Here is a 20,015-nt window from a genome sequence, read left to right as displayed (position 1 = left end):
CATGTCAAAGGAAAAAAAGAAGAAAAGAAGTCTTAAAAATACGATTTTAAACATATTTATATTTTTTCTTTTTGTGATTGGAATTGCTTTAATTTTTAATAAAGAAATCAGGAATCTTCTTATTGGAAATACAACACAAAAATATCAAATAAATAATGTAACAAAGAAGGCTATTGATAAAAACAAAAAAGCTAATACCTCATTTGATTTTGATAAAGTTAAATCTGTAAGTCTTCAAGACATCTTGAATTCACAACTTGATCGGGCTTCAGTTGATAATTTACCCGTAATTGGAGGCATTGCAATTCCTGATTTAAATGTTAATCTTCCAATTTTTAAAGGTGTAGGTAATGTTGAGCTCTTGTATGGAGCGGGCACTATGAAAGAAGATCAAGAGATGGGGAAGGGAAATTATGCACTTGCTAGTCATCATATAAGTGGAATGGTCAATGCTGACAAATTGTTGTTTACCCCTCTTGAAAGAGCTCAGGTTGGTATGAAGATATATTTAACTGATAAAAGTAAAATATATGAATATGAAATTGATAACACAGGTGTTTTTGATCCTACTAGGGTTGATCTGATAGAAGATGTTCCTGGAAAGACTCAAGTTACTCTCGTTACATGTTCAGATTTAGAAGCTACAGCAAGAATTATCGTATTCGGTAAATTTATTAAAGAATATGATACAAATAGCGCTAATGAAACGGTCTCAAAAGCATATAAAACTGACTTTAATAGAGTACAGTAATTCTTCTGAGAATGTTTGCATTTGCTTTATTGATAAATTATTAAGAAATTCATAGGCGACAGTCTATGAATTTTTTGTTATAATTAAACATATAATATGTATAGGAATGTGATGTAAAATGTCAATAAAGATTGTAACAGATTCAACGATTACTATTGAACCAGGTCTCGTAGAAGAATTAGATATTACAGTGGTTCCCCTTACTATCTTAATAGATGGTGTTTTATATAAAGATACAGATTTAAACTCAGAAGAGTTTATAGAAAAAATGCAATCTAGTAAAACTTTACCAAAAACAAGTCAACCTCCTGTTGGAGTTTTTGCTGAAGTATATGATGATTTAGGTGCTGATGGAAGTCAAGTTATATCAATTCATTTAACAAAAATTTTAAGTGGTACTGTTGAAGCAGCTAGACAGGCTTCTAATTTAACAAATACAGATGTTACTGTCATTGATAGTGAGTATATAGACCAAGCACTTAAATATCAAGTAGTAGAGGCTGCACGTTTAGCTAAAGATGGCGCTACAAAAGAAGAAATTCTTGCGAGTATTGAAAATGTTAAGAATAATACTGAATTGTTTATTGGCGTTGCTACTCTAGAAAATCTAGTTAAAGGTGGACGTATTGGACGAGCTACTGGTATGGTTGGAAACTTATTAAACTTTAAAATAATTTTGCAGTTAACTTCTGAAGAACTTGCACAAGTTGTAAAAGGAAGAGGAAATAAGACTTTTACTAAATGGGTAGATGAATACGCAAATAGTCTTGAAGGACGAAATATTAAAGAGATTAGTATATCACATGCAGGATATCCTCCAATTGCTGATTACGCTAAAGAAAAATTACAACCATACGTTGAAAAAGAGATTATTTCATTACCAACAAATTCTACAATTGCAACTCATGCAGGAATGGGTGCATTTGCAGTTATGACAGAATTTGAATAATAATTATTATTGTAAATTGCTATCTTATGATAGCAATTTTCTATATCAATAGTGGAGGTTCAATGGAAGAAAATAAAGATAGCAATATAAATGAGCAAAAAATTCAAGATTCAAATAAGAATGATAATAGCTCAAAAAATTTAAAAAGTCGTTTTAAAAATAATGATAAAAAAATAAATTGGTGGAAATATCTCTTTATTACCCTGCTAACAATTAATATTATTTTTGTAGCTAGTATAGCTGGAAAAATATTTGTGGGCTATAATAGCAATGTTAATCCTAAAATTGAAGAAAAGCATGAATTAGATGTGGCAAATAAGGTTGCCAAAATTGAAATGACTTCTTCGCAAGTTAATAGTTTAGTAAATTCATATTTAAAAGATTTTCAAACATCTAATATGACATATAATTTTTATCTTGATGACGTAGCAACATTTACTGGTACATATAAATTCTTATTTATGAATATACCTTTGAGTATAACGTTTATACCTTTCGCTATGGATGACGGTGATATTGAATTAAAGGTTGAAAAAATTTCTGCAGGAAATATAAACTTACCAAAGGATAAGGCCTTGGATTATATTAAGTCAACATACGATTTTCCAAGCTTTGTAAGTATTGATGGTCAAAAAGAAAAAGTAACTATTGCACTACCTCAGATGGAACTGCCTAGTAATTTTTTAGTTGAAGTTGATCAAATTGACTTAAAGAATGAAAAATTGTCATTTAACTTGTTACAAAAATAATAAAAAGCCCAAAAAACCTTATAAAAGCTTGCTTTACAAGGATTTATTTGATAAAATTAAAATGCCTTAGGGTAAACAAATATACAATTTCGGAGGAAATTAATAATGGCTAATAAGCAGGATTTAGTTGCAAAAGTTGCAGAAAAAGCTGAACTTACTAAAAAAGATGCAGAACTTGCAGTAAACGCAGTATTCTCATCAGTTTCAGAATTCTTAGCTGAAGGTGAAAAAGTACAACTTATCGGATTTGGTACTTTTGAAACTCGCGAACGTGCAGCTCGTACAGGTCGTAACCCTCAAACTGGTAAAACACTAGAAATCGCTGCAACTACAGTACCTGCATTTAAAGCTGGTAAAGCTCTTAAGGATGCAGTTAAATAATTTATTTACAAAAGCCCTACAACCGCAAGGTTAGTAAGGCTTTTTAATTTGTGTTTTTGATAAAACTAATAAGAAATAGAGTTTATTTTTAATATCATATAATAAAAAATATAATAAAATTTGAATTATTTACATAAATTTAGTAGACTAATTAATTAGTAGATTTATCTACAATTTTTAGTCTAATAAAGGAGACTCATATTGAATGTCATCTTTTTATAATAAGCGATATTTTCCAGAAATATTTTCTGTATTAACAATTCTCGTTTTTTCAATTGCATTACAGTACTATCAGCTAAAAAATCAATCGTTGCAGTTGGGGATAGATTGGCTTTTTCATTACAATCGATTTTATGATTCCGCAATGCAGATAAAGAATTTTGATTTCCAACCATATATTTCTATATATGGATTTCAACAATCTGGAAGGATAATAAATGCCATTTATGGACCAGCATTTGCTTATTTAAATGGAATATTTCTCATTATTTTAGGAAGTTGGTATAAATATCAATTATTCACTAATTTCTTAATAACATTTCTCTCAGCATTAAGTATGTTTTTGCTACTTAAGCGATTTGCAATAAGAACCAGCACTTCTCTTCCATTATCATTAATGTATTCAAGCTTATATATCGTTCAAGCATGGGCTATCAAAGAATATTTTAACAGTTGGGGAAGTTTCATTATTCCGATTGGAATAATTTCAGGTATACAGTTACTTGAAAACAAGAAAAAAATAAATATATTATTAATGACTTTCGTAATTTCAGTTGCAGTCCAAGTCCATATGCTTACTGCATTATTGTTAGTCATTTTATTCGCTATTTTTTTTATCATTGCATTATTTATCAGAGAAGATCGTCTTGATATGTTTAAAAGAGTTGTAATTTCAGCAATTTTTACTATATTATTAACAGCAAATGTCTGGTATCCACTTATTGATTTATATAGCAAAAATAATTTACTTAGACCATTTGTAAACATGGATATGTCAGTTGATGCGGTAAGCTTACAATTTGAAAATTTGCTTTCAGCAGGGCAAACAGTAAGTTTTTTACCTATGTCATTGTTGCTTCTTTTTGGTTTACAGTTTCTCTTAGTTGTATTTAATAAAATAAAGAGCACAATACCTAGAATACTTACTGTTATATCCTTTATCTTATTAATTTTATCTTCTAAAATTATAGACTGGACTGGTTTAGCTGAGAGAGTTCCTCTTGTTACTATCATTCAGTTTCCTTGGAGATTATTGACTCCAGCAGTTTGTTTACTTATGCTTGCATTTGCTATTACATGGGAAAATACGCTTTGTGAGGGATTAGGTATTAAAAAAAATCTTGAAAAGATAGCCATGCCCCTAATTTTAACTATACTTTTGATAGGAAGTACAGGTGTTTATCTTGCTCTAGCAAGGCAAGCAAGTGATATATGGTCTAGTGATAGAGTAGTTCAATCTAAGAATAAGACAATTTTTACAACAACTGGCCCTGATGATCTTAGAGCAAGTTTTGATTCTAATGCGAATTTGGATGCTCCATTTGAATTAATGATGAAGAGTACACCGGATTATCTACCGTTAAAATATGCGTCATTGATGGATGAGGATAATTTTTATTCTTACAAAGAATATGAAAGTGTAGCGATTTCTAATCCATTATTAAAAGTTGTAGAAAAGAAACAAAGGAATGGAAAACTATTGATTTCTTTTAACAGTGATGAAAAAGAAGAGGTTTTGCTACCTTTCGTTGTGTATAAAGACACTGTAGTCAAATATAATGGTAAGGAAGTGGTACATAAAGATTTGAATTTGAATAATGTTGGAGCACCACAGTTTGGAATTAAAAAAGGGAAAAATAATTTTGAGATATCTTATAAAATTCCAATCATGTACTATGTTGCCTTGACCATGACAATATTATCATGGGTTACATTAATCATCTTAGCATTGAAAAATATAAAAATAATAGTAAAAGGAAAATAAAATGTTTCCTTTTTTTTCGTATTTAATTTTATATGAAATATAAGGAGAATATATTATTATGTATGAAATTAAAGAAGAAAATATTGCTTTAATGCCCAGAGAAAGATTGTTAATAAATGGTGCTGAATATTTGAGTGAGCAAGAACTTCTATCTATCCTTTTAAGAACAGGAACTAAGGATTTATCAGTTGGCCAACTATCTCATGAAGTTTTAGAGACATTTGAGACATTGGATCTTTTAAAAAAAGCAACTATCGAAGAGTTACAAACAATTAAGGGGATTGGAAAAGCTAAGGCAATTGAAATTAAGGCAATGATTGAGTTAGGTAAAAGGGTGCAACTTTCAGTACCGCAGAAGTTTGGATCTGTAGTGTCAAGTGAGGGATTAGGAAAGATGTTAATAAATGATTTAGGTGATCTTTTACAAGAACATCTTGTAGGTTTGTATCTTGATACTAAAAATAAAATAATTAGAAAAAAAGTTATTTTTATTGGAACTGTGAACTCGTCTACAGCTAATCCAAGGGAAATCTTACATTTTGCAGTGAAATATATGGCAACAAGTATTATAGTTGCACACAACCACCCATCAGGTGATAGTAAACCAAGTAAAAATGATAAAGAGTTTACAAATAAAATAATAGAAGCTTGTGATATTATGGGTATAAATTTTTTAGACCATATAGTAGTAGGAAAAAATGGATATTACAGTTTTAGAGAAAATAATTTAATATAAATAAAAAAAGGCCAAATGGCCTATAAAAATATATTTTTTTTAATCTTTATTTTTCATAAAGAATAATAATGTTTGTAGCTCACTTGTTAAGTCTACAGATTGCACTACGACACTATCAGGGACTGATAGTCTTTGTGGAGTAAAGTTAAGAATTCCTTTAATTCCAGCATCTACTAATATATCAGTGGCATCTTGTGCATGTTCACTCTGAACAGATAAGATTGCGGTTTCAATATCATCGTTTACAAGATTCTTTTTGATGTCTGATATATTATAAATTGGAATATTATCATCAGTAGTAGTGCCAACAAGAGGATTACCGGCAACATCGTAGGCTTGGGTAATTCTCATTTTATTTCTTTCATGAAAACGATAATGAATAAGAGCACGACCCAAATTACCTACACCAACTAATGCAATATTAGTTTCTTGACCATCATTGAGTAATTCTGAGAAGAAATCTCTTAATGTTTTTGTTTCATAACCGTAGCCACGACGTCCCAGCTCTCCAAAGTAAGAAAAATCTCTGCGGACTGTTGCTGAGTCAACTCCTAAGTTTTCTGCGATTTGTTGAGAATTAGTACGCTCTACATTATCATTATATAATTTCTTAAATAATCGATAGTAGGCTGGCAAACGTTTTGCGGTTGCTTTTGGCAAAGCTTCATTATTTTTAGTTTTTGTTTGCATATTTTCCTCCTATTAATCCTTGTAATAATAATAACAAAAGTTTGTAATTTGTTCAAACATTAGCACGTATAAGATTATTTTTTTAACAACACTATTCTTCAATAAATTTATTGTGAATTTTACTTATATATTGAATATTTAATCCATATTATTGTTAATAATTATTCAATATATAAGCTCTTATATGTTATAATATTTTTCAAAGAGGTAAAAAATGATACTATTACAAGGAAACAATATAGAACGAAACTTCGGGGGAGATATCCTTTTTGAAAATATAAATTTTTCAATTAGTGATAATAGTAAAATTGCACTTGTTGGAAAAAACGGTGCGGGAAAATCGACCCTTCTTAAAATAATTGCTGGTGAAGAATCACCAAATAAAGGTGAAATTTCCAAGGCTAAAAACTTATCAATGAGCTACTTAGCTCAGGATAGTAATTTTTCATCAGACAAAAATATTTATGATGAAATGTTATCATCATTTAATGATCTAATAAACATGGAAAAAGAACTCCGTAATATGGAATTACAAATGTCAGAGGTTAGTGGTGAGGAATTAGACTCTTTGATGTCCCGTTATGACTCTTTGACAGAAAAATTTAGATCACTTAATGGTTTCACTTATGAATCTGATATTAGAAGTGTACTAAACGGATTTAAGTTCCCTGAAGAAACATGGAGTATGCCTATTTCTAGTCTTTCAGGTGGACAAAAAACTCGTCTTGCACTAGCTAAAATGTTAGTAGAACGTCCTGACTTATTGATACTTGACGAACCAACCAATCATTTGGATATTGATACACTTTCTTGGCTAGAAAATTATTTGAAGAATTATCGTGGGGCATTATTAATTGTCAGTCATGACCGATACTTTTTAGATAAAGTTGTTACGGAAACATTTGAATTATCACGAGGTGAGTTGAGCCGCTATGCCGGAAACTATTCAAGATATGTTGAATTAAGGGCTGAAAAACTTGCAAGTCAACTTAAGCAATTTGAAAAACAACAGAAAGAAATAGCTGGTCTTGAAGATTTTGTGAATAAAAATATTGCACGAGCGAGTACTACAAAACGAGCACAATCAAGACGTAAGCAACTTGAAAAAATGAATGTACTTGATAAGCCTGTTACCTATGAAAAGTCAGTTCACTTTTCATTTGTTCCTGATAAGGAGAGTGGAAATGTAGTTTTGACAGTTGATGATGCAGCTATTGGTTATGATTCAATTATGAGTAAGCCAATAGATTTTGAAGAGAGAAAATTTGATTCGATTGCTATTGTTGGTGAAAATGGTATTGGTAAAACTACACTAATTAAATCAATAATTGGTCAAATCCCTTTTATTGAAGGGAATTCGAAATTAGGTGCAAATGTTTCTCTAGGGTATTATGACCAAGAACAAAAAGATTTAAATCCAAATAACACAGTATTAGAAGAGCTTTGGAGTGAGAACCGTTTAACTCCAGAAGCAGATATTAGAACACGTTTAGGATCATTCCTTTTTTCTGGTTCAGATGTTGAGAAAACTGTTGGGATGTTAAGTGGTGGGGAAAAAGCACGTTTACTTTTGGCCAAATTATCAATGCAGAATGATAACTTTTTAATTTTAGATGAACCAACTAACCATTTGGATATAGATAGTCGTGAAGTTTTAGAAAATGCTTTGATTGATTTCGATGGAACATTATTATTTGTAAGTCATGATAGGTACTTTATTAATAAGGTGGCAAGTAAGGTGCTCGAGTTGAGCCATGATGGCGGCAAAATGTATCTTGGTGACTACGACTATTATATTGAGAAAAAAGCTGAGGAAGAAGCATTAAGGGAGATTGCTGAACAAGAAAATAATACAAAGTCAAATACTTTTGTTGAAGAAAATGATTACCAGATGCAAAAAGAATCTCAAAGACAACGTAGAAAAATTGAGCGTGAGATTGCGAGCGCTGAAGAACAAATGGAAAATAATGATTTAGATATTCAAAAAATAAATGACATGATGTTAGTTGAAAAAGATCATGTTAAGTTGGCAGAATTACAAAATAATCTGGATAAAATTGAAGAAAATCAAGCGCATATGCTTGAAATTTGGACAGAAAGTATGGAGAAATTGGAATCGTTATGAGTCAAGAAAAACTATTAGATCTAATGAAATATGCTTTTCATAAAACACCAACTGGTGGTGACGAAGCCTTTTATAAACTATTAACATTTTCAAAAGCATATACAAATGAACTTGAAGGTCAATTGACAAGTGCTATTATTGATTCTCATTTTAATGTTTTTTATGGTGGGGAAAATGTCTCTATGTCTGGAATTGGCTACGTAGCAAGTTATCCAGAGTATAGAGGAAAAAGCTACGTTTCTGATTTAATGCTTGAAATCTTGAAGGATAATTATAACCAAGGAACAGTATTTTCATATTTAGCACCATTTTCCTATAGTTTTTATCGCAAATTTGGTTATGAATATGTTTTTAATCAAAAATCATACGATATTCCTTTTCAGTATTTTCCTAAAGGATTAAAGGGAGATGGTAAAATTGTTCGTCTCAACTTCGAAGAAGCACTTCCACAAATGGACGAGATACATAAGTTGGTTAGTGAAATTGGAAGTGTGAATCGTACGCATGATCAATGGTCATATTATTTTGAATACAAAAGTAAACCAAACTTTGCTGTATATTACGAAAATGATTTACCAGTTGGTTATATAATCTACGAATTTTCAAGCAATAACTTTGTAATTCGTGAGCTCACTTTTTTAACTGATGAAGCTAAAGATGCACTTTATTTCTTCGTTTCAAGCCATGCAAGTGCTTTTGAAAGCGTAAAATATAAAGCATCAGAAAAGGAAATTGTAGAATGGGAAATGTCTGAACCTTCACAAGCAAAAATTTTAATAAATCCTTATATGATGGCAAGAATTGTCAATATGGAAGAGTTTATGAAAACATCCCCTATCATTAATGGTAGGGTAGAAATTATAGATGAACAATTACCGGAAAATAATGGAATTTATGGAGAAGGTGAGGGCGAAATCAGAAAATTATCAATTGGTAAATTTACACAAGAGATTCTAAGGCAAGAAAATGTAATACTTAGGGAATATTTTTAAAAAAGATAGAACTTTGGTCTATCTTTTATTTTTGATTAATATTATGATATAATTTGAAATACTGACTAAGAAGGTTAGTATATAAAATACGAATAAGAGATAAATGATATGAGTGATGATTTAAGAGAAAAGCTTGCTCAGATTCAAGAGGAAGCACTTAACAAACGTAGCAAAGAAACTAAAGACTCAGTAGATTGGGCAGAAATTTCATTTAAAAAAGATGAAAATGAATTTAAATTTCAATCAATGAGTGAATCTTTTGTAGAAAATAAGGATTTAAATACTGATTCTGAATTTTTAGAGTCAGATAATATATTAAAGCAAGCAGACAATCATATAAACAATCAAGATGTAAACGAACAAGATGAAGATGAGAATTTAATTACTCAAACTGAGTCTGCTCAGGAGTATATTTCAAAAAATAAATCAACTAAATCAAACTTTTATACTAATATTTTTATGGGAATAAGTGCTGCATTAATGATAGTTTTTGCGATTATATCTTTAGATATTTTTTCAATCGGAAACTCTGATAAAAAAATTAAAAATGATGATTTTACTTATGAAGGTAAGATAAAAAATGGTACTTATAATGGTCCAGCCAAGATTACATTTAAGAATGGAAATATATTAAATGCTAATTTTACTGGTGGAAGATTAGACGGTAAATTTAATTTTATTGATGCTAGCTCAAAAACAAAAGTTGATGGAGAAATTGATAACCACATTAAGGCTGATATAGTATTGCCAACAAATCAAAAAATCTCTTATTCAAATGAAAAATATAAAAGTAAATCAGAAAATTACTCTTACAATGGTGGTTGGGATATTCATGGTTTGACATATAAAGGAACCTTGACGTTTGCGAATGATGCAAAATATAAGGGAGAATTTTCTTTAGGGATCCCAAATGGTCATGGAGAGTATAGTGCAGTTGATGGGCAAGTTTTAAAAGGAAACTTTGTGAATGGAGTATTAACAGACGAAGAAAAATAAAATTTATTATTATGATGATATAGAGGTTAATAGAAATAATGGAACAAAAATTTAAAAGACGTAAGGCTTACTTAGAAAAGAACTATAAATATCTTACTGATAATGAAAAAATTGAGCTGGAGAGACTCAAAAGACTTGAAGCAAAAGAAATGGAAACTCAAGGATATAAATCAGAAGAACTTCATAAATATGATAGAAGAAAAGTGACTCAACCAAATATTCGAAAGACTATTAGTACACAATCGGAATCAGAATTTGAAGAGAGTTATGTGTCAGAAGCTAATTATGAGGAAGAGAAACCTGAGAAGTTAAATAATACTGTTCCACAGAAAGAAAAAAAATCTAAACAAAAAAAACCTAAGAAAAAGAAATCTTTTTTACATAAATTAAGAAATTTTATAATTATTATATTACTTCTGATTATTGGATTTTTTGCATATGGATATTTTCGAGTGAAAAATCTTCCTACTGCCAATTTTAATGTTGAAAAATTTAATGGGAAAAAATCTAAGAATGGAGCTACAAATATCTTAATTCTTGGAACTGACCAGCGTGATTATCAAACTACTGATGATGCTAGAAGTGATAGTATGATGATGTTACAGATTGGTGGACCTGATAAGAAAGTTAAAATTGTTAGTTTCATGCGCGATACACTTGTTGAAATTCCAGGGTATAGCTCAGAAGGCTATCCTGATAGTAAGTTAAATCTTGCTTATAATTTGGGTGAACAAAATGATCACCAAGGTGCTGATTTAACAAGAGATACAATTAAAAAGAATTTTGGTGTTGATGCTGAGTACTATGCAATGGTTAATTTTAGCAGTTTTGCAGAAGTAATAGATTCACTTTTCCCAGCAGGTGTAAAAATTGATGCACAATTTTCTACTGTTGATGGAGAAAAAGTTAAGCAGGTTGAAGTACCAGATGATCTTCGATATGGGCCGAATAATTTGGATCCAAAACAAACTATTAAAGTAGGGAAGCAACGTATGGATGGAAGAACACTGCTTAACTATGCACGTTTCCGCAAGGATGATGAAGGAGACTTTGGCCGTACAAAACGTCAACAACAAGTTCTCGAAGCTATAATCTCACAAGCTAAAAATCCAGCAACTCTATTCACAGGACCTAGTGCTATCGGGACAATTAAAGCCTTGACATCTACCAATGTACCAAACACTACAGTAATTACTAAAGGAATACCAGCAATTTTGAATGCTAGTAAAGGTGTTGAAAGTTATACAGTTCCTGAATTAGGTGATTGGCAAGATGTTCAAGATCAGTATGGTGGTGCCGCATTATTAGTTGATTTTGACAAATATAAAGCAAAATTAAAAGATACATTTGGTGAGTAATTTTAAAATTTTACCAAATTAGATAATAACTCTAGAAAAATGAAACTTGTATATAGATGTAAAAATCTATTTGCAAGTTTTTTTGATATAATTTTCATAAGAGAAAAGGAGATTTTATGAAAGAACTACAAAAAAGAATCTTACAAAATAAGATAGATCATGGCTTTAACACAAGTGATATAAAATTTGAACTTCTTTGTTTATATGGGGAGACAAACGAACTTTTCAAAGCATGGCTTAAGGATGATGAGGAAAATATTAAAGAAGAACTAGCAGATGTTGCTATATTCTTGTTAGGAATTTCAGAAATGTTAGAAGTTGATTTAGAGGCCGAAATATTAAAAAAGATGGAAATAAATGAAAAACGTGTCTATAAAAATGATGGTGAAAAACAATAGTGATAAATAGAGTTCTTATATAAGACAGCAAGAGACTTTTTTGTTTTATTCTGTGGTACAATATAGTTATGAATAATTTTAATAAAAACGACATTGTCGAAGTAGAAGTAATTGATTTAACACATGAAGGCGCAGGAGTTGCCAAAATTGACAACTATCCCTTCTTTGTAGAAAATGCCCTTCCAGGCGAAGTGATTAAAATGCGAGTTATGAAAACTGGCAAAAACTTTGGATATGGTAAAGTAGAAGAATATGTAAAAGAATCTGATGATCGTGTAGGCGATGTAAATAGCCAATACCTACGTACAGGTATTGCGGATATTAGTCATCTAACTTATCCAGCACAGCTTGATTTCAAGAAAAAGCAAGTTGAAACAGTACTTTCAAAAGTTGCTAAGAAGAACGATATCACAGTAATGGATACTCTTGGAACTGAAAATAACACTGGATACCGCAATAAGGCTCAAATTCCAGTTCGTCGAGTTAATGGACAAACAGAAACTGGATTCTTCAGAAAAAATTCTCATGACCTAGTACCAGTAGAAGACTTTTTAATCCAAGATAAAGAAATCGATCAAGTGGTTCTCTACACTCGTGACTTGCTACGTCGCTTTGACATCAAACCATACCATGAAATCAACAAGACAGGCCTTATCCGTAATATTATGGTAAGACGTGGACATCATTCTGGTGAGATCATGGTGACTCTTATCACTACTAAGAAAAAGATTTTCAGAATCGACCAGATTGTTGAGGCCTTGACTGAGAAATTCCCTAACATCGTGTCTATTATGCAGAATGTTAATGAAAGTCATGGAAATGCACTATTTGGACCAGATTGGTTTGTTCTCTATGGTAAGGAATATATTGAAGACCAAATGCTTGGTAATACATACCAAATTTCAGGACCATCATTTTATCAAGTAAATACTGAAATGGCCGAAAAGCTTTACCAAAAGGCTATCGACTTTGCTGATTTAAAAGAAGATGATGTTGTAATTGATGCTTATTCAGGTATTGGATCAATTGCACTTTCAGTTGCTGACAAAGTTAAAAAAGTATATGGTGTAGAAACAGTAGAATCAGCAGTAATTAACGCAGGTAAAAATGCTGAATTAAATGACATCAAGAATGTTGACTTTACAGTTGGAAAAGCTGAAACTACAATGGCAAGATGGCTTGAAGAAGGAATAGAGCCAGATGTAATCTTTGTTGATCCACCGAGAAAAGGACTAGACGAAGAATTCATCAAGTCAGCTACAAAAACAGGAGCACGTAGCATCGTCTATGTATCATGTAATCCATCAACATTCGCGCGTGATGTATTACGATTCGAAGAAGAAGGCTACAAACTCCAAAAAGTACAACCAGTAGATTTATTCCCACAAACACATCATGTCGAGCTAGTCTCTCTATTTACGAAGTAAATAGCAAGAGCTAGCCGTGGCAGAGTTTCCAAAGAATGCGAGCACAAGCGAAGTATGATTTGAAGAAACTTACGGCTGAGTTAGTATCATTATTTACCTGCCAAAAAACAAAATACTATTATCAAAACTGCTTATATGGCAGTTTTTTTGCTTATCCTTTTTATATTGATGATATATGTTTGCTTCTAATTAATAAGATAAGTTTATAAAATTAATTTTCGAATTTTCAAAATTTATCATATTTTTCTGATTTTAATTGACTTAACTATTTAATATGTTTATAATGATTGTAAAACAAATATCAAAGAATTATGGTGTTTAATAAATAATCTATTAGGAACATACAATGATATGCAAGTAATAAAAATAAATATATAGTTCGGGAGCGTTTGGAAAAGATTATTAGTGGCTAACTATTCAGAGGAGATTTAATGTATTCGATTTTCAAATATTTAGATAAGAAAACAAAATTTTTAACAATTATTGGTGCAATATCAAATGGTGGATTGGCACTTGCTTCACCTTTAATAGTATCCAGAGCACTTTCCTTAGATCAAGGAAATCTAACCTATCAGAAAATTTTCCAATTCGCTATATATGGCTTTTCTGTTTATTTTATCTTATATAGCTTAATGCTATTTTGTAATCATACCCGTAATATTTTTAAACGAGAAATTCAAATGAACATCCGTTCAGCCTTATTCCAAAGATTAATGATTAATAGAGATTATAGTGATGATGAAAAAATTACATTGTTGACTCAAGATATGGAATACTTAGGGGATAGTTATTTGACACCTATGGTTGATACTATTGGGTGGGCTTTCTGTGCGTTGATTATATCAATATATATTGTTTCTCAGAATTTTATTTTGGGCTTAATATTTGTTTTTTTTACAATTTTACGTCCAATACCTCAAGCCATACTTAATAATAAAATAAAAAATACTGGCGACGAAATGTCTACTAAGAGAAGTGATGTGCATGCAAAAGTATCTGATAGCATTCATGGTTCTCAAACATTATTAATGAATCAAGCCTTAGAAAAAGATTGTGAACGTATATATCAAGCAAATTCACTTTATCATAGAGCAATACAAAAATTTAACTTTACTAATAATTTTATTTTCTTTTGTAATGGATTTATGGTTTTTCTAAGTCAAGTTCTTCCCTTAGTTTTAGGATTTTATTTTGCAATGAAAGGTCACGCCATTCCAATTGCAAGTCTTATAGCCATGTATATTGCTTCTAATCAACTAGTTGGTCCAATTCAAACTATCATGTATAATGTCGTTTATATACAGGGTGCAAAAGCAGTAGCAGATAAAGTTTTTAACGTATTAGCCATTCCTTTAGACAACAAGGAAATTGAAGATGATTTTCGAAAGATTGCATCTTTACAGATTGAAAACTTAAGTAAGCAATATAATGGCAGGACACTGTTTAAAAAATTTAAATTTGATATTTCCTCGGGACAAAAAGTTTTAATCAAAGGTGCCAGTGGCTCTGGAAAATCAACACTGATTAGAATAATTGCTGGTTTGGAGGTTCCTGATGAAGGCGAGATAAAGTGTTTTGATGCAGAAAAAGAACAATTAACTGATTATAGGAAACAAGTAGGTATGATTAGCCAATCGCCATTTCTCTTCAATGATACTATTCGATATAACCTATCTTTGGGACAGGAGTTTTCGGATGAAAAACTGCTTGAAGTTTTAAAAATGGTAAAACTTGATAACGAAATAGATGATATTTTAAATTTTAAGATTTATAATAATGGTGAAAATGTATCAGGTGGTCAAAGAGTAAGAATTGAGCTAGCAAGATTTTTAATTCGTGAAAAAGAAATTTTACTTGCTGATGAGGTCACGGCAGCACTGGATCCTACGAATGGAAAAATGGTTCGTGAATTACTATTTTCATTGCCAGTTATGGTTTTGGAAATTGCTCATCATATTGACGATGAAGATAGATACGATCAAATAATTAACTTAGATAAGTTTAAGTTATAAAATAATATAGTCAAAGAACTTCTAATTGAAAGAACTGAGTAGTAACTTTTTTAGCAGTAGTCTTGTTGCTTTTCAATGAATAAATAATAAAAGGAGTGCATTACAGCATTCCTTTTTTTGTGAAAAAATATTAGTTTTAAAATTTCATTGTATTAATAACTTTAATATATTAAGATTTAGTTAATAGTATTTAGGAGAATTTTAATGAATAAAATGACAACTGACGAGATTATTTCTAGACTAAACTTAGTTCCTTTAGTAAATGAGGGAGGTTTAGTTGCTCAAACATATCTTAGCGAAGAAACTTATGAAAATAGAAGGTGTGGCTCAGCAATATATTATTTTTTAACAAAAGACTCATTTTCACATTTGCATAAACTTTCGGCGGATGAAATATGGCATTATTATTATGGTGATGCTGTTGAAATTCTTCAGATTGATGATAAAACAGGTCAACATAAAATCAGTAAGCTAGGAATTAATCTATTGGATGGGGAAACTCCTCAGGTTTTAATCAGAAAAAATACATGGCAAGGTGCTCGAATAAAGAATGGTGGAGCTTTTGGATATACATTGATGGGAACAACAATGTCGCCTTCTTATATGGAAAAAGATTTCATATTGGGTGAGCAAAATGAAATGTTAAAAAGATTTCCAAATATTAGTGAGGAAATTAAAAAGTTTACAGGTGAAAAAATATATAAATAAGAAAATGATATTCGTAAATATACGTTCTAGTCAATATATTTAATTTTATAAATATCAAAGATTAGTAGTAATTTAATATTAAAAAGTAAAATTAACCATGATTAGAAACTAAAACAACCCTAATTCCTAAGATTAAATAATCAAGGGAACTGGGGTTGTTTTTTAGAAAATGCTTTTATCTAAAATCATAAATGTTTTTGCATCATAAGTTACATATATTGCTTTACTTAAAGTATTATCTTCAGATTTATTCCAAGTAGCATATATCTTTTCAGGATAACCATAGTCGGCTTTTTGTACCTCTTTGTTTGATGGAGCACCGACAATTTTTTTTAAATCTTTGTAATTATCACCACCATCAAAAATATATTTTCCTGTTTTTGAATCATATTTTTGCCTAGCTATTCTGATATCATCATATATTTCTTGTGTCCATTTTCTGGGAAATTTTCTTTCACTCGACTCTCCAATACCTAAATTAATATGAGTTGATGGGGCCGTATCAATTGTTTCAGTATACTTCAAATTATATTTTTTTTCTAAAATAAAGAATGAAACGGAGATAGTCGTTAAAAGAAATATTGCGATAGATTTAGGAATGAATACTTTATTTTTTATAGGAGAAAATTCAACTGATTTAGATTCCTCAATTATTGGGATAGGGTATGGTGTTTTGCAATAATCGCAATACCATATTCCATCTTTTTCGTGAAATTGAGTACTTCCACAATTTCTACATTCTTTATTTTTCATGATAATATCCGTCCATTCCATAGTTTGACGGAAAATCATCAGGATACTTTCCGAGTCCCTCTTTTGGATATTTTTCAGGAAGTCGTGGAAAGTATACATATCTCAAAATTGGAGTTACATAGGAAACATTATCATTTTCAAAATATACATTTGGTTTTCCCTGACTTTCGTATACGAACTCTTTAGAGTATGTACCATATGCACTATCATTTATCTGTAAAATAAATGATCTAAGTTCACGCCAAGTAATTTTTCCACCTTTCCATTGCTCTTGGAGTACTTTAGTTTCATAGTTGTTGGGATGTTTATTTTCTCCAAAATCTATTGATAAACTTTTTTTTATCTTATCTGAATCCGTAATTACTTTATCCGGCTGCCTCCATAAATTAATTATATCTTGACTAGTGTATTGATTGTAGTCACCATTATATGCTAAAAGAGATCCACCTTCCCTATAATAAGTTGTAATTGAAAATTCAGAGTCGGGGTTATCAATGATCATATCAGGTTTAGGTGGGGTTACAACTCTATTTTTTATTTGTTCGTCATGCTCTTTTTGAGCTTCATCCAATAATTTTTCAAATTTTTTAGTATCGTCGCCACCATATTTTTTTACTGACGCTCGTGCTAAATCAATTTCAGATTGTACTAAAGAGAGCTCAGCTACTTTAACACTATGGTCAGGATTTTTTAGCAGATTATCATCGTAATCGGTTTTTATATCTATACTCGAACTATCACTAGTTGTCTTCTTATAAGAAGATGTAGAGCTTGAAGTTACTTTATCTTTATGTGAATTAAAATCTGTTAAATTACTAAATACAAAAGCAGTAATTGAAATAAAGATAATCAATCCAACAATGAAAAGGAATATTTTATTTATTTTTTGACTTTTGTGATTCTTTATAAATATTTCGTTACTATCGTTATCGTTTTCGTAGACGGCATGGCAATATAAACACTCCTGACCTATCTTGGTTTTCTTAAATTGATTACTACCACAATATTTACAATTGAAATTGTCCATAAAACTCCCCATCAAACATAATTAGTTTAAATAATGATATCATTTACATATTCTTGCTACAAGAGAAAATATAATTTTATTTTCAATATATAATCTTTCTAGCTGATAATTTCTAAAAATAGTATAATGAAGAAAATTACTTGAAAGGAGTCCAATGAAATCAATAGCAATTGTAGCATGTTCAAATCCACTAAGTCTTTCATCTAAAGAGTCAAATGAAAAACTTTTTGAGCTTTTAAGAAATGATGGTAGAAATTTACTGATTAGTAAATGTATTTATGAACAAGAAGATGAACTTTTGAGCAGTGGAAAAGAACGTGCTGATGAACTTATGAAATTCTTTTCTAATCCAGATGTTACTGATATTTATGATATTTCTGGTGGTGACATGGCAAATGAAATTCTTGATTACCTGGATTTTGAAATTATTAGGAAAAGTCAGGCAGTCTTTTGGGGCTACAGTGATCTGACTACAGTAATAAATGCAATTTACAGCCAGACTGGCAAATCAAGCGTTCTATATCAAATAAAGAATATTTTGCACGGTGAACCTGATAGTCTTTTTAAACCCAAATTTGAAATTATTCAAGGTCAAGGTATTGAAGGAACCGTTGTTGGTGGTAATATTCGTTGTTTCCTAAAACTTGCAGGTACAAAATACATTCCAGAAATGAATGGAAAAATTTTATTGATAGAATCATTGGGAGGGAAAATTCCTCAGATGATTACTTATCTATCTCAGCTGCGTTCAATGGGAGTTTTCGAAAAGATTAACGGAATAATCCTTGGAACATTCACAGAAATGGAGAAGGAGAATTGTAGTCCTGATATGACCGAACTTGTTCAAAAATTTGTGGGTCCAAATATGCCAATAGCAAAGACTTGTGAAATCGGCCATTCAAGAGATTCAAAAGCAATTTGGATTGGGAAAGAGATTGAAATAAGAAATGAATAGTCAAGAAAGAATTTTAAAATTATATACAAGACTCAATAAAGGAATTCAGTTGAGTAAAAAAGAACTATGTAGAGAATTCAAAAAAGATGAGAGGACAATTCAAAGAGATTTTAGTTTAATTGAGCAGTTTATTGAAGAAGAATCAAATTATTCTTCAAAACTAGAACGAAAGAATAATTCGTACTTTATTTCAGATAAATCTGTATTAAAAAAAGAAGATATCCTTGTTATTATTAAAATATTGTTAGAAAATCGTGCTTTTAATAAAAAAGAAAATGATAAGTTAATAGATAATTTACTTTCATTGGTTACTAAGGATGAGAAAAAAGAAATAACTGATATTATTGGAAGTGAAAAACTGAACTATGTTCCGATAACTTGTGAGGAAGATAGAATTGATAAAATATGGGCTTTATCTGAATCTATAATAAAAGAGGAAGTGATAAATGTTACCTATAAGAGCCCTTATAGAGAAGAACAAACTTATAAAATTTTTCCTATGGCACTTTATTATGATTCTCATTATTTTTATATAGAGGCATTAAGTATCAATCGGGAACGACATCCAACTCTTAAAATTGATAGAATAATATCTTTTGAAAAAGTTAATGATATCAAACCAAATATTTCATATGGTAATAAATATCGCGATGGAGATAATAGAAATCTAAAAGTTGACGCATTTTCGGGGAAAAAAATCACAGTAAAAGTAGAGTTTAATTACGATCCAACGATTATTCAAGACCAATTTCCTAATGCTAGAATACTATCTCAAAATAATGGTAAAACAATATTAGAGTTTGAAACTCAATACACTCCTGGCTTAATGCGATGGATTTTTAGTCAGTCAGAAGGATTAAAAGTTTTATATCCTGATTTTTTAGTTAATGAAATTAGAGAATTTTTCCAAAAATTCGTTAATAAGTATGAAGAAAATGATTGCTAAGCAGTCTTTTTTCTTTGGATAGACAATATATGTCTATGTAATGATGTATAATATATTTATCAATTGATAATTTAAAAT

Annotated in this window: 19 protein-coding genes; 16 read left to right on the top strand and 3 right to left on the bottom strand. The window is 30.3% G+C overall.

The genetic code is table 11. The features are described 5' to 3' along the window. Position 1 precedes the first annotated feature (1 nt). The 6 genes from BG261_RS00980 (at position 2) to radC (ending at position 5,550) form a co-directional block, all read left to right on the top strand. Positions 2-751 (top strand): class A sortase, encoded by a 750-nt coding sequence (locus tag BG261_RS00980; RefSeq protein WP_070791312.1) that lies wholly within the window; start codon positions 2-4, stop codon positions 749-751. Between the two features lie 118 nt (positions 752-869). Further along, complete coding sequence (locus BG261_RS00975; protein ID WP_070791311.1) at positions 870-1,700, top strand: DegV family protein; 831 nt, start codon at positions 870-872, stop codon at positions 1,698-1,700. A gap of 62 nt (positions 1,701-1,762) precedes the next feature. Further along, on the top strand, positions 1,763-2,449 hold the full coding sequence (locus BG261_RS00970) for a YpmS family protein (RefSeq protein ID WP_158007164.1): 687 nt from the start codon (positions 1,763-1,765) through the stop codon (positions 2,447-2,449). A 105-nt stretch (positions 2,450-2,554) separates the two neighbouring features. Next, positions 2,555-2,830: a non-specific DNA-binding protein Hbs gene (locus tag BG261_RS00965; RefSeq protein ID WP_070787850.1), complete on the top strand. Its 276-nt coding sequence runs from the start codon at positions 2,555-2,557 to the stop codon at positions 2,828-2,830. 205 nt (positions 2,831-3,035) lie between these two features. Beyond that, a complete protein-coding gene (locus tag BG261_RS00960; protein ID WP_070791309.1) occupies positions 3,036-4,814 on the top strand; it encodes a putative glycosyltransferase family protein in 1,779 nt (592 codons plus the stop codon). A gap of 58 nt (positions 4,815-4,872) precedes the next feature. Next, on the top strand, positions 4,873-5,550 hold the full coding sequence (gene radC / locus BG261_RS00955) for a RadC family protein (protein ID WP_070791307.1): 678 nt from the start codon (positions 4,873-4,875) through the stop codon (positions 5,548-5,550). A gap of 39 nt (positions 5,551-5,589) precedes the next feature. On the opposite strand, the gene BG261_RS00950 is transcribed toward radC, so the two are convergent. Continuing rightward, the gene (locus tag BG261_RS00950) at positions 5,590-6,240 is read right to left on the bottom strand and encodes a redox-sensing transcriptional repressor Rex (RefSeq protein ID WP_070791305.1); all 651 of its coding nucleotides are present in this window, start codon (positions 6,238-6,240) and stop codon (positions 5,590-5,592) included. Between the two features lie 214 nt (positions 6,241-6,454). Between BG261_RS00950 and BG261_RS00945 the strand changes: the two genes are divergently transcribed. The 8 genes from BG261_RS00945 (at position 6,455) to BG261_RS00910 (ending at position 16,256) form a co-directional block, all read left to right on the top strand. Continuing rightward, on the top strand, positions 6,455-8,365 hold the full coding sequence (locus BG261_RS00945; protein ID WP_070791303.1) for an ABC-F family ATP-binding cassette domain-containing protein: 1,911 nt from the start codon (positions 6,455-6,457) through the stop codon (positions 8,363-8,365). After that, on the top strand, positions 8,362-9,357 hold the full coding sequence (locus BG261_RS00940; protein WP_070791301.1) for a GNAT family N-acetyltransferase: 996 nt from the start codon (positions 8,362-8,364) through the stop codon (positions 9,355-9,357). Before BG261_RS00945 ends, BG261_RS00940 begins: the two co-directional genes overlap by 4 nt. Before the next feature lie 108 nt (positions 9,358-9,465). Further along, positions 9,466-10,353 carry an MORN repeat-containing protein gene (locus BG261_RS00935; protein ID WP_070791299.1) on the top strand — a complete coding sequence of 296 codons (888 nt, stop codon included), beginning with the start codon at positions 9,466-9,468 and terminating at the stop codon, positions 10,351-10,353. Between the two features lie 38 nt (positions 10,354-10,391). Continuing rightward, the gene (locus tag BG261_RS00930; RefSeq protein ID WP_070791297.1) at positions 10,392-11,711 is read left to right on the top strand and encodes an LCP family protein; all 1,320 of its coding nucleotides are present in this window, start codon (positions 10,392-10,394) and stop codon (positions 11,709-11,711) included. Positions 11,712-11,827: 116 nt separating this feature from the next. Further along, entirely contained in the window at positions 11,828-12,109 is a 282-nt protein-coding gene (locus BG261_RS00925) for a MazG-like family protein (protein ID WP_070791295.1), read from the top strand. A gap of 68 nt (positions 12,110-12,177) precedes the next feature. Then, entirely contained in the window at positions 12,178-13,536 is a 1,359-nt protein-coding gene (gene rlmD, locus BG261_RS00920) for a 23S rRNA (uracil(1939)-C(5))-methyltransferase RlmD (protein WP_070791293.1), read from the top strand. Positions 13,537-13,967: 431 nt separating this feature from the next. Further along, complete coding sequence (locus BG261_RS00915) at positions 13,968-15,548, top strand: ATP-binding cassette domain-containing protein (protein ID WP_070791290.1); 1,581 nt, start codon at positions 13,968-13,970, stop codon at positions 15,546-15,548. A gap of 204 nt (positions 15,549-15,752) precedes the next feature. Beyond that, positions 15,753-16,256, top strand: a complete 504-nt coding sequence (locus BG261_RS00910; RefSeq protein WP_070791288.1) for a cupin domain-containing protein — start codon at positions 15,753-15,755, stop codon at positions 16,254-16,256. A 162-nt stretch (positions 16,257-16,418) separates the two neighbouring features. Here the strand turns inward: BG261_RS00910 and BG261_RS00905 are convergent, their stop codons facing one another. Together BG261_RS00905 and BG261_RS00900 are read right to left on the bottom strand one after the other, a co-directional pair. Continuing rightward, positions 16,419-17,009 (bottom strand): TFIIB-type zinc finger domain-containing protein, encoded by a 591-nt coding sequence (locus BG261_RS00905; protein WP_070791286.1) that lies wholly within the window; start codon positions 17,007-17,009, stop codon positions 16,419-16,421. Beyond that, positions 16,999-18,036: a DUF4947 domain-containing protein gene (locus BG261_RS00900; RefSeq protein WP_070791284.1), complete on the bottom strand. Its 1,038-nt coding sequence runs from the start codon at positions 18,034-18,036 to the stop codon at positions 16,999-17,001. The genes BG261_RS00905 and BG261_RS00900 overlap by 11 nt, the downstream gene beginning before the upstream one ends. A 154-nt stretch (positions 18,037-18,190) precedes the next feature. On the opposite strand from BG261_RS00900, the gene BG261_RS00895 reads away from it, so the two are divergent. Together BG261_RS00895 and BG261_RS00890 are read left to right on the top strand one after the other, a co-directional pair. After that, on the top strand, positions 18,191-18,991 hold the full coding sequence (locus BG261_RS00895) for an LD-carboxypeptidase (protein WP_070791281.1): 801 nt from the start codon (positions 18,191-18,193) through the stop codon (positions 18,989-18,991). Further along, entirely contained in the window at positions 18,984-19,937 is a 954-nt protein-coding gene (locus BG261_RS00890; RefSeq protein ID WP_070791280.1) for a helix-turn-helix transcriptional regulator, read from the top strand. Before BG261_RS00895 ends, BG261_RS00890 begins: the two co-directional genes overlap by 8 nt. The last annotated feature ends 78 nt before the right edge of the window (positions 19,938-20,015 follow it).

Origin of the sequence: Floricoccus tropicus (assembly GCF_001832905.1) — a bacterium.
Taxonomy (GTDB): Bacteria; Bacillota; Bacilli; order Lactobacillales; family Streptococcaceae; genus Floricoccus; species Floricoccus tropicus.
This window is presented reverse-complemented; position numbering and strand designations above follow the sequence as displayed.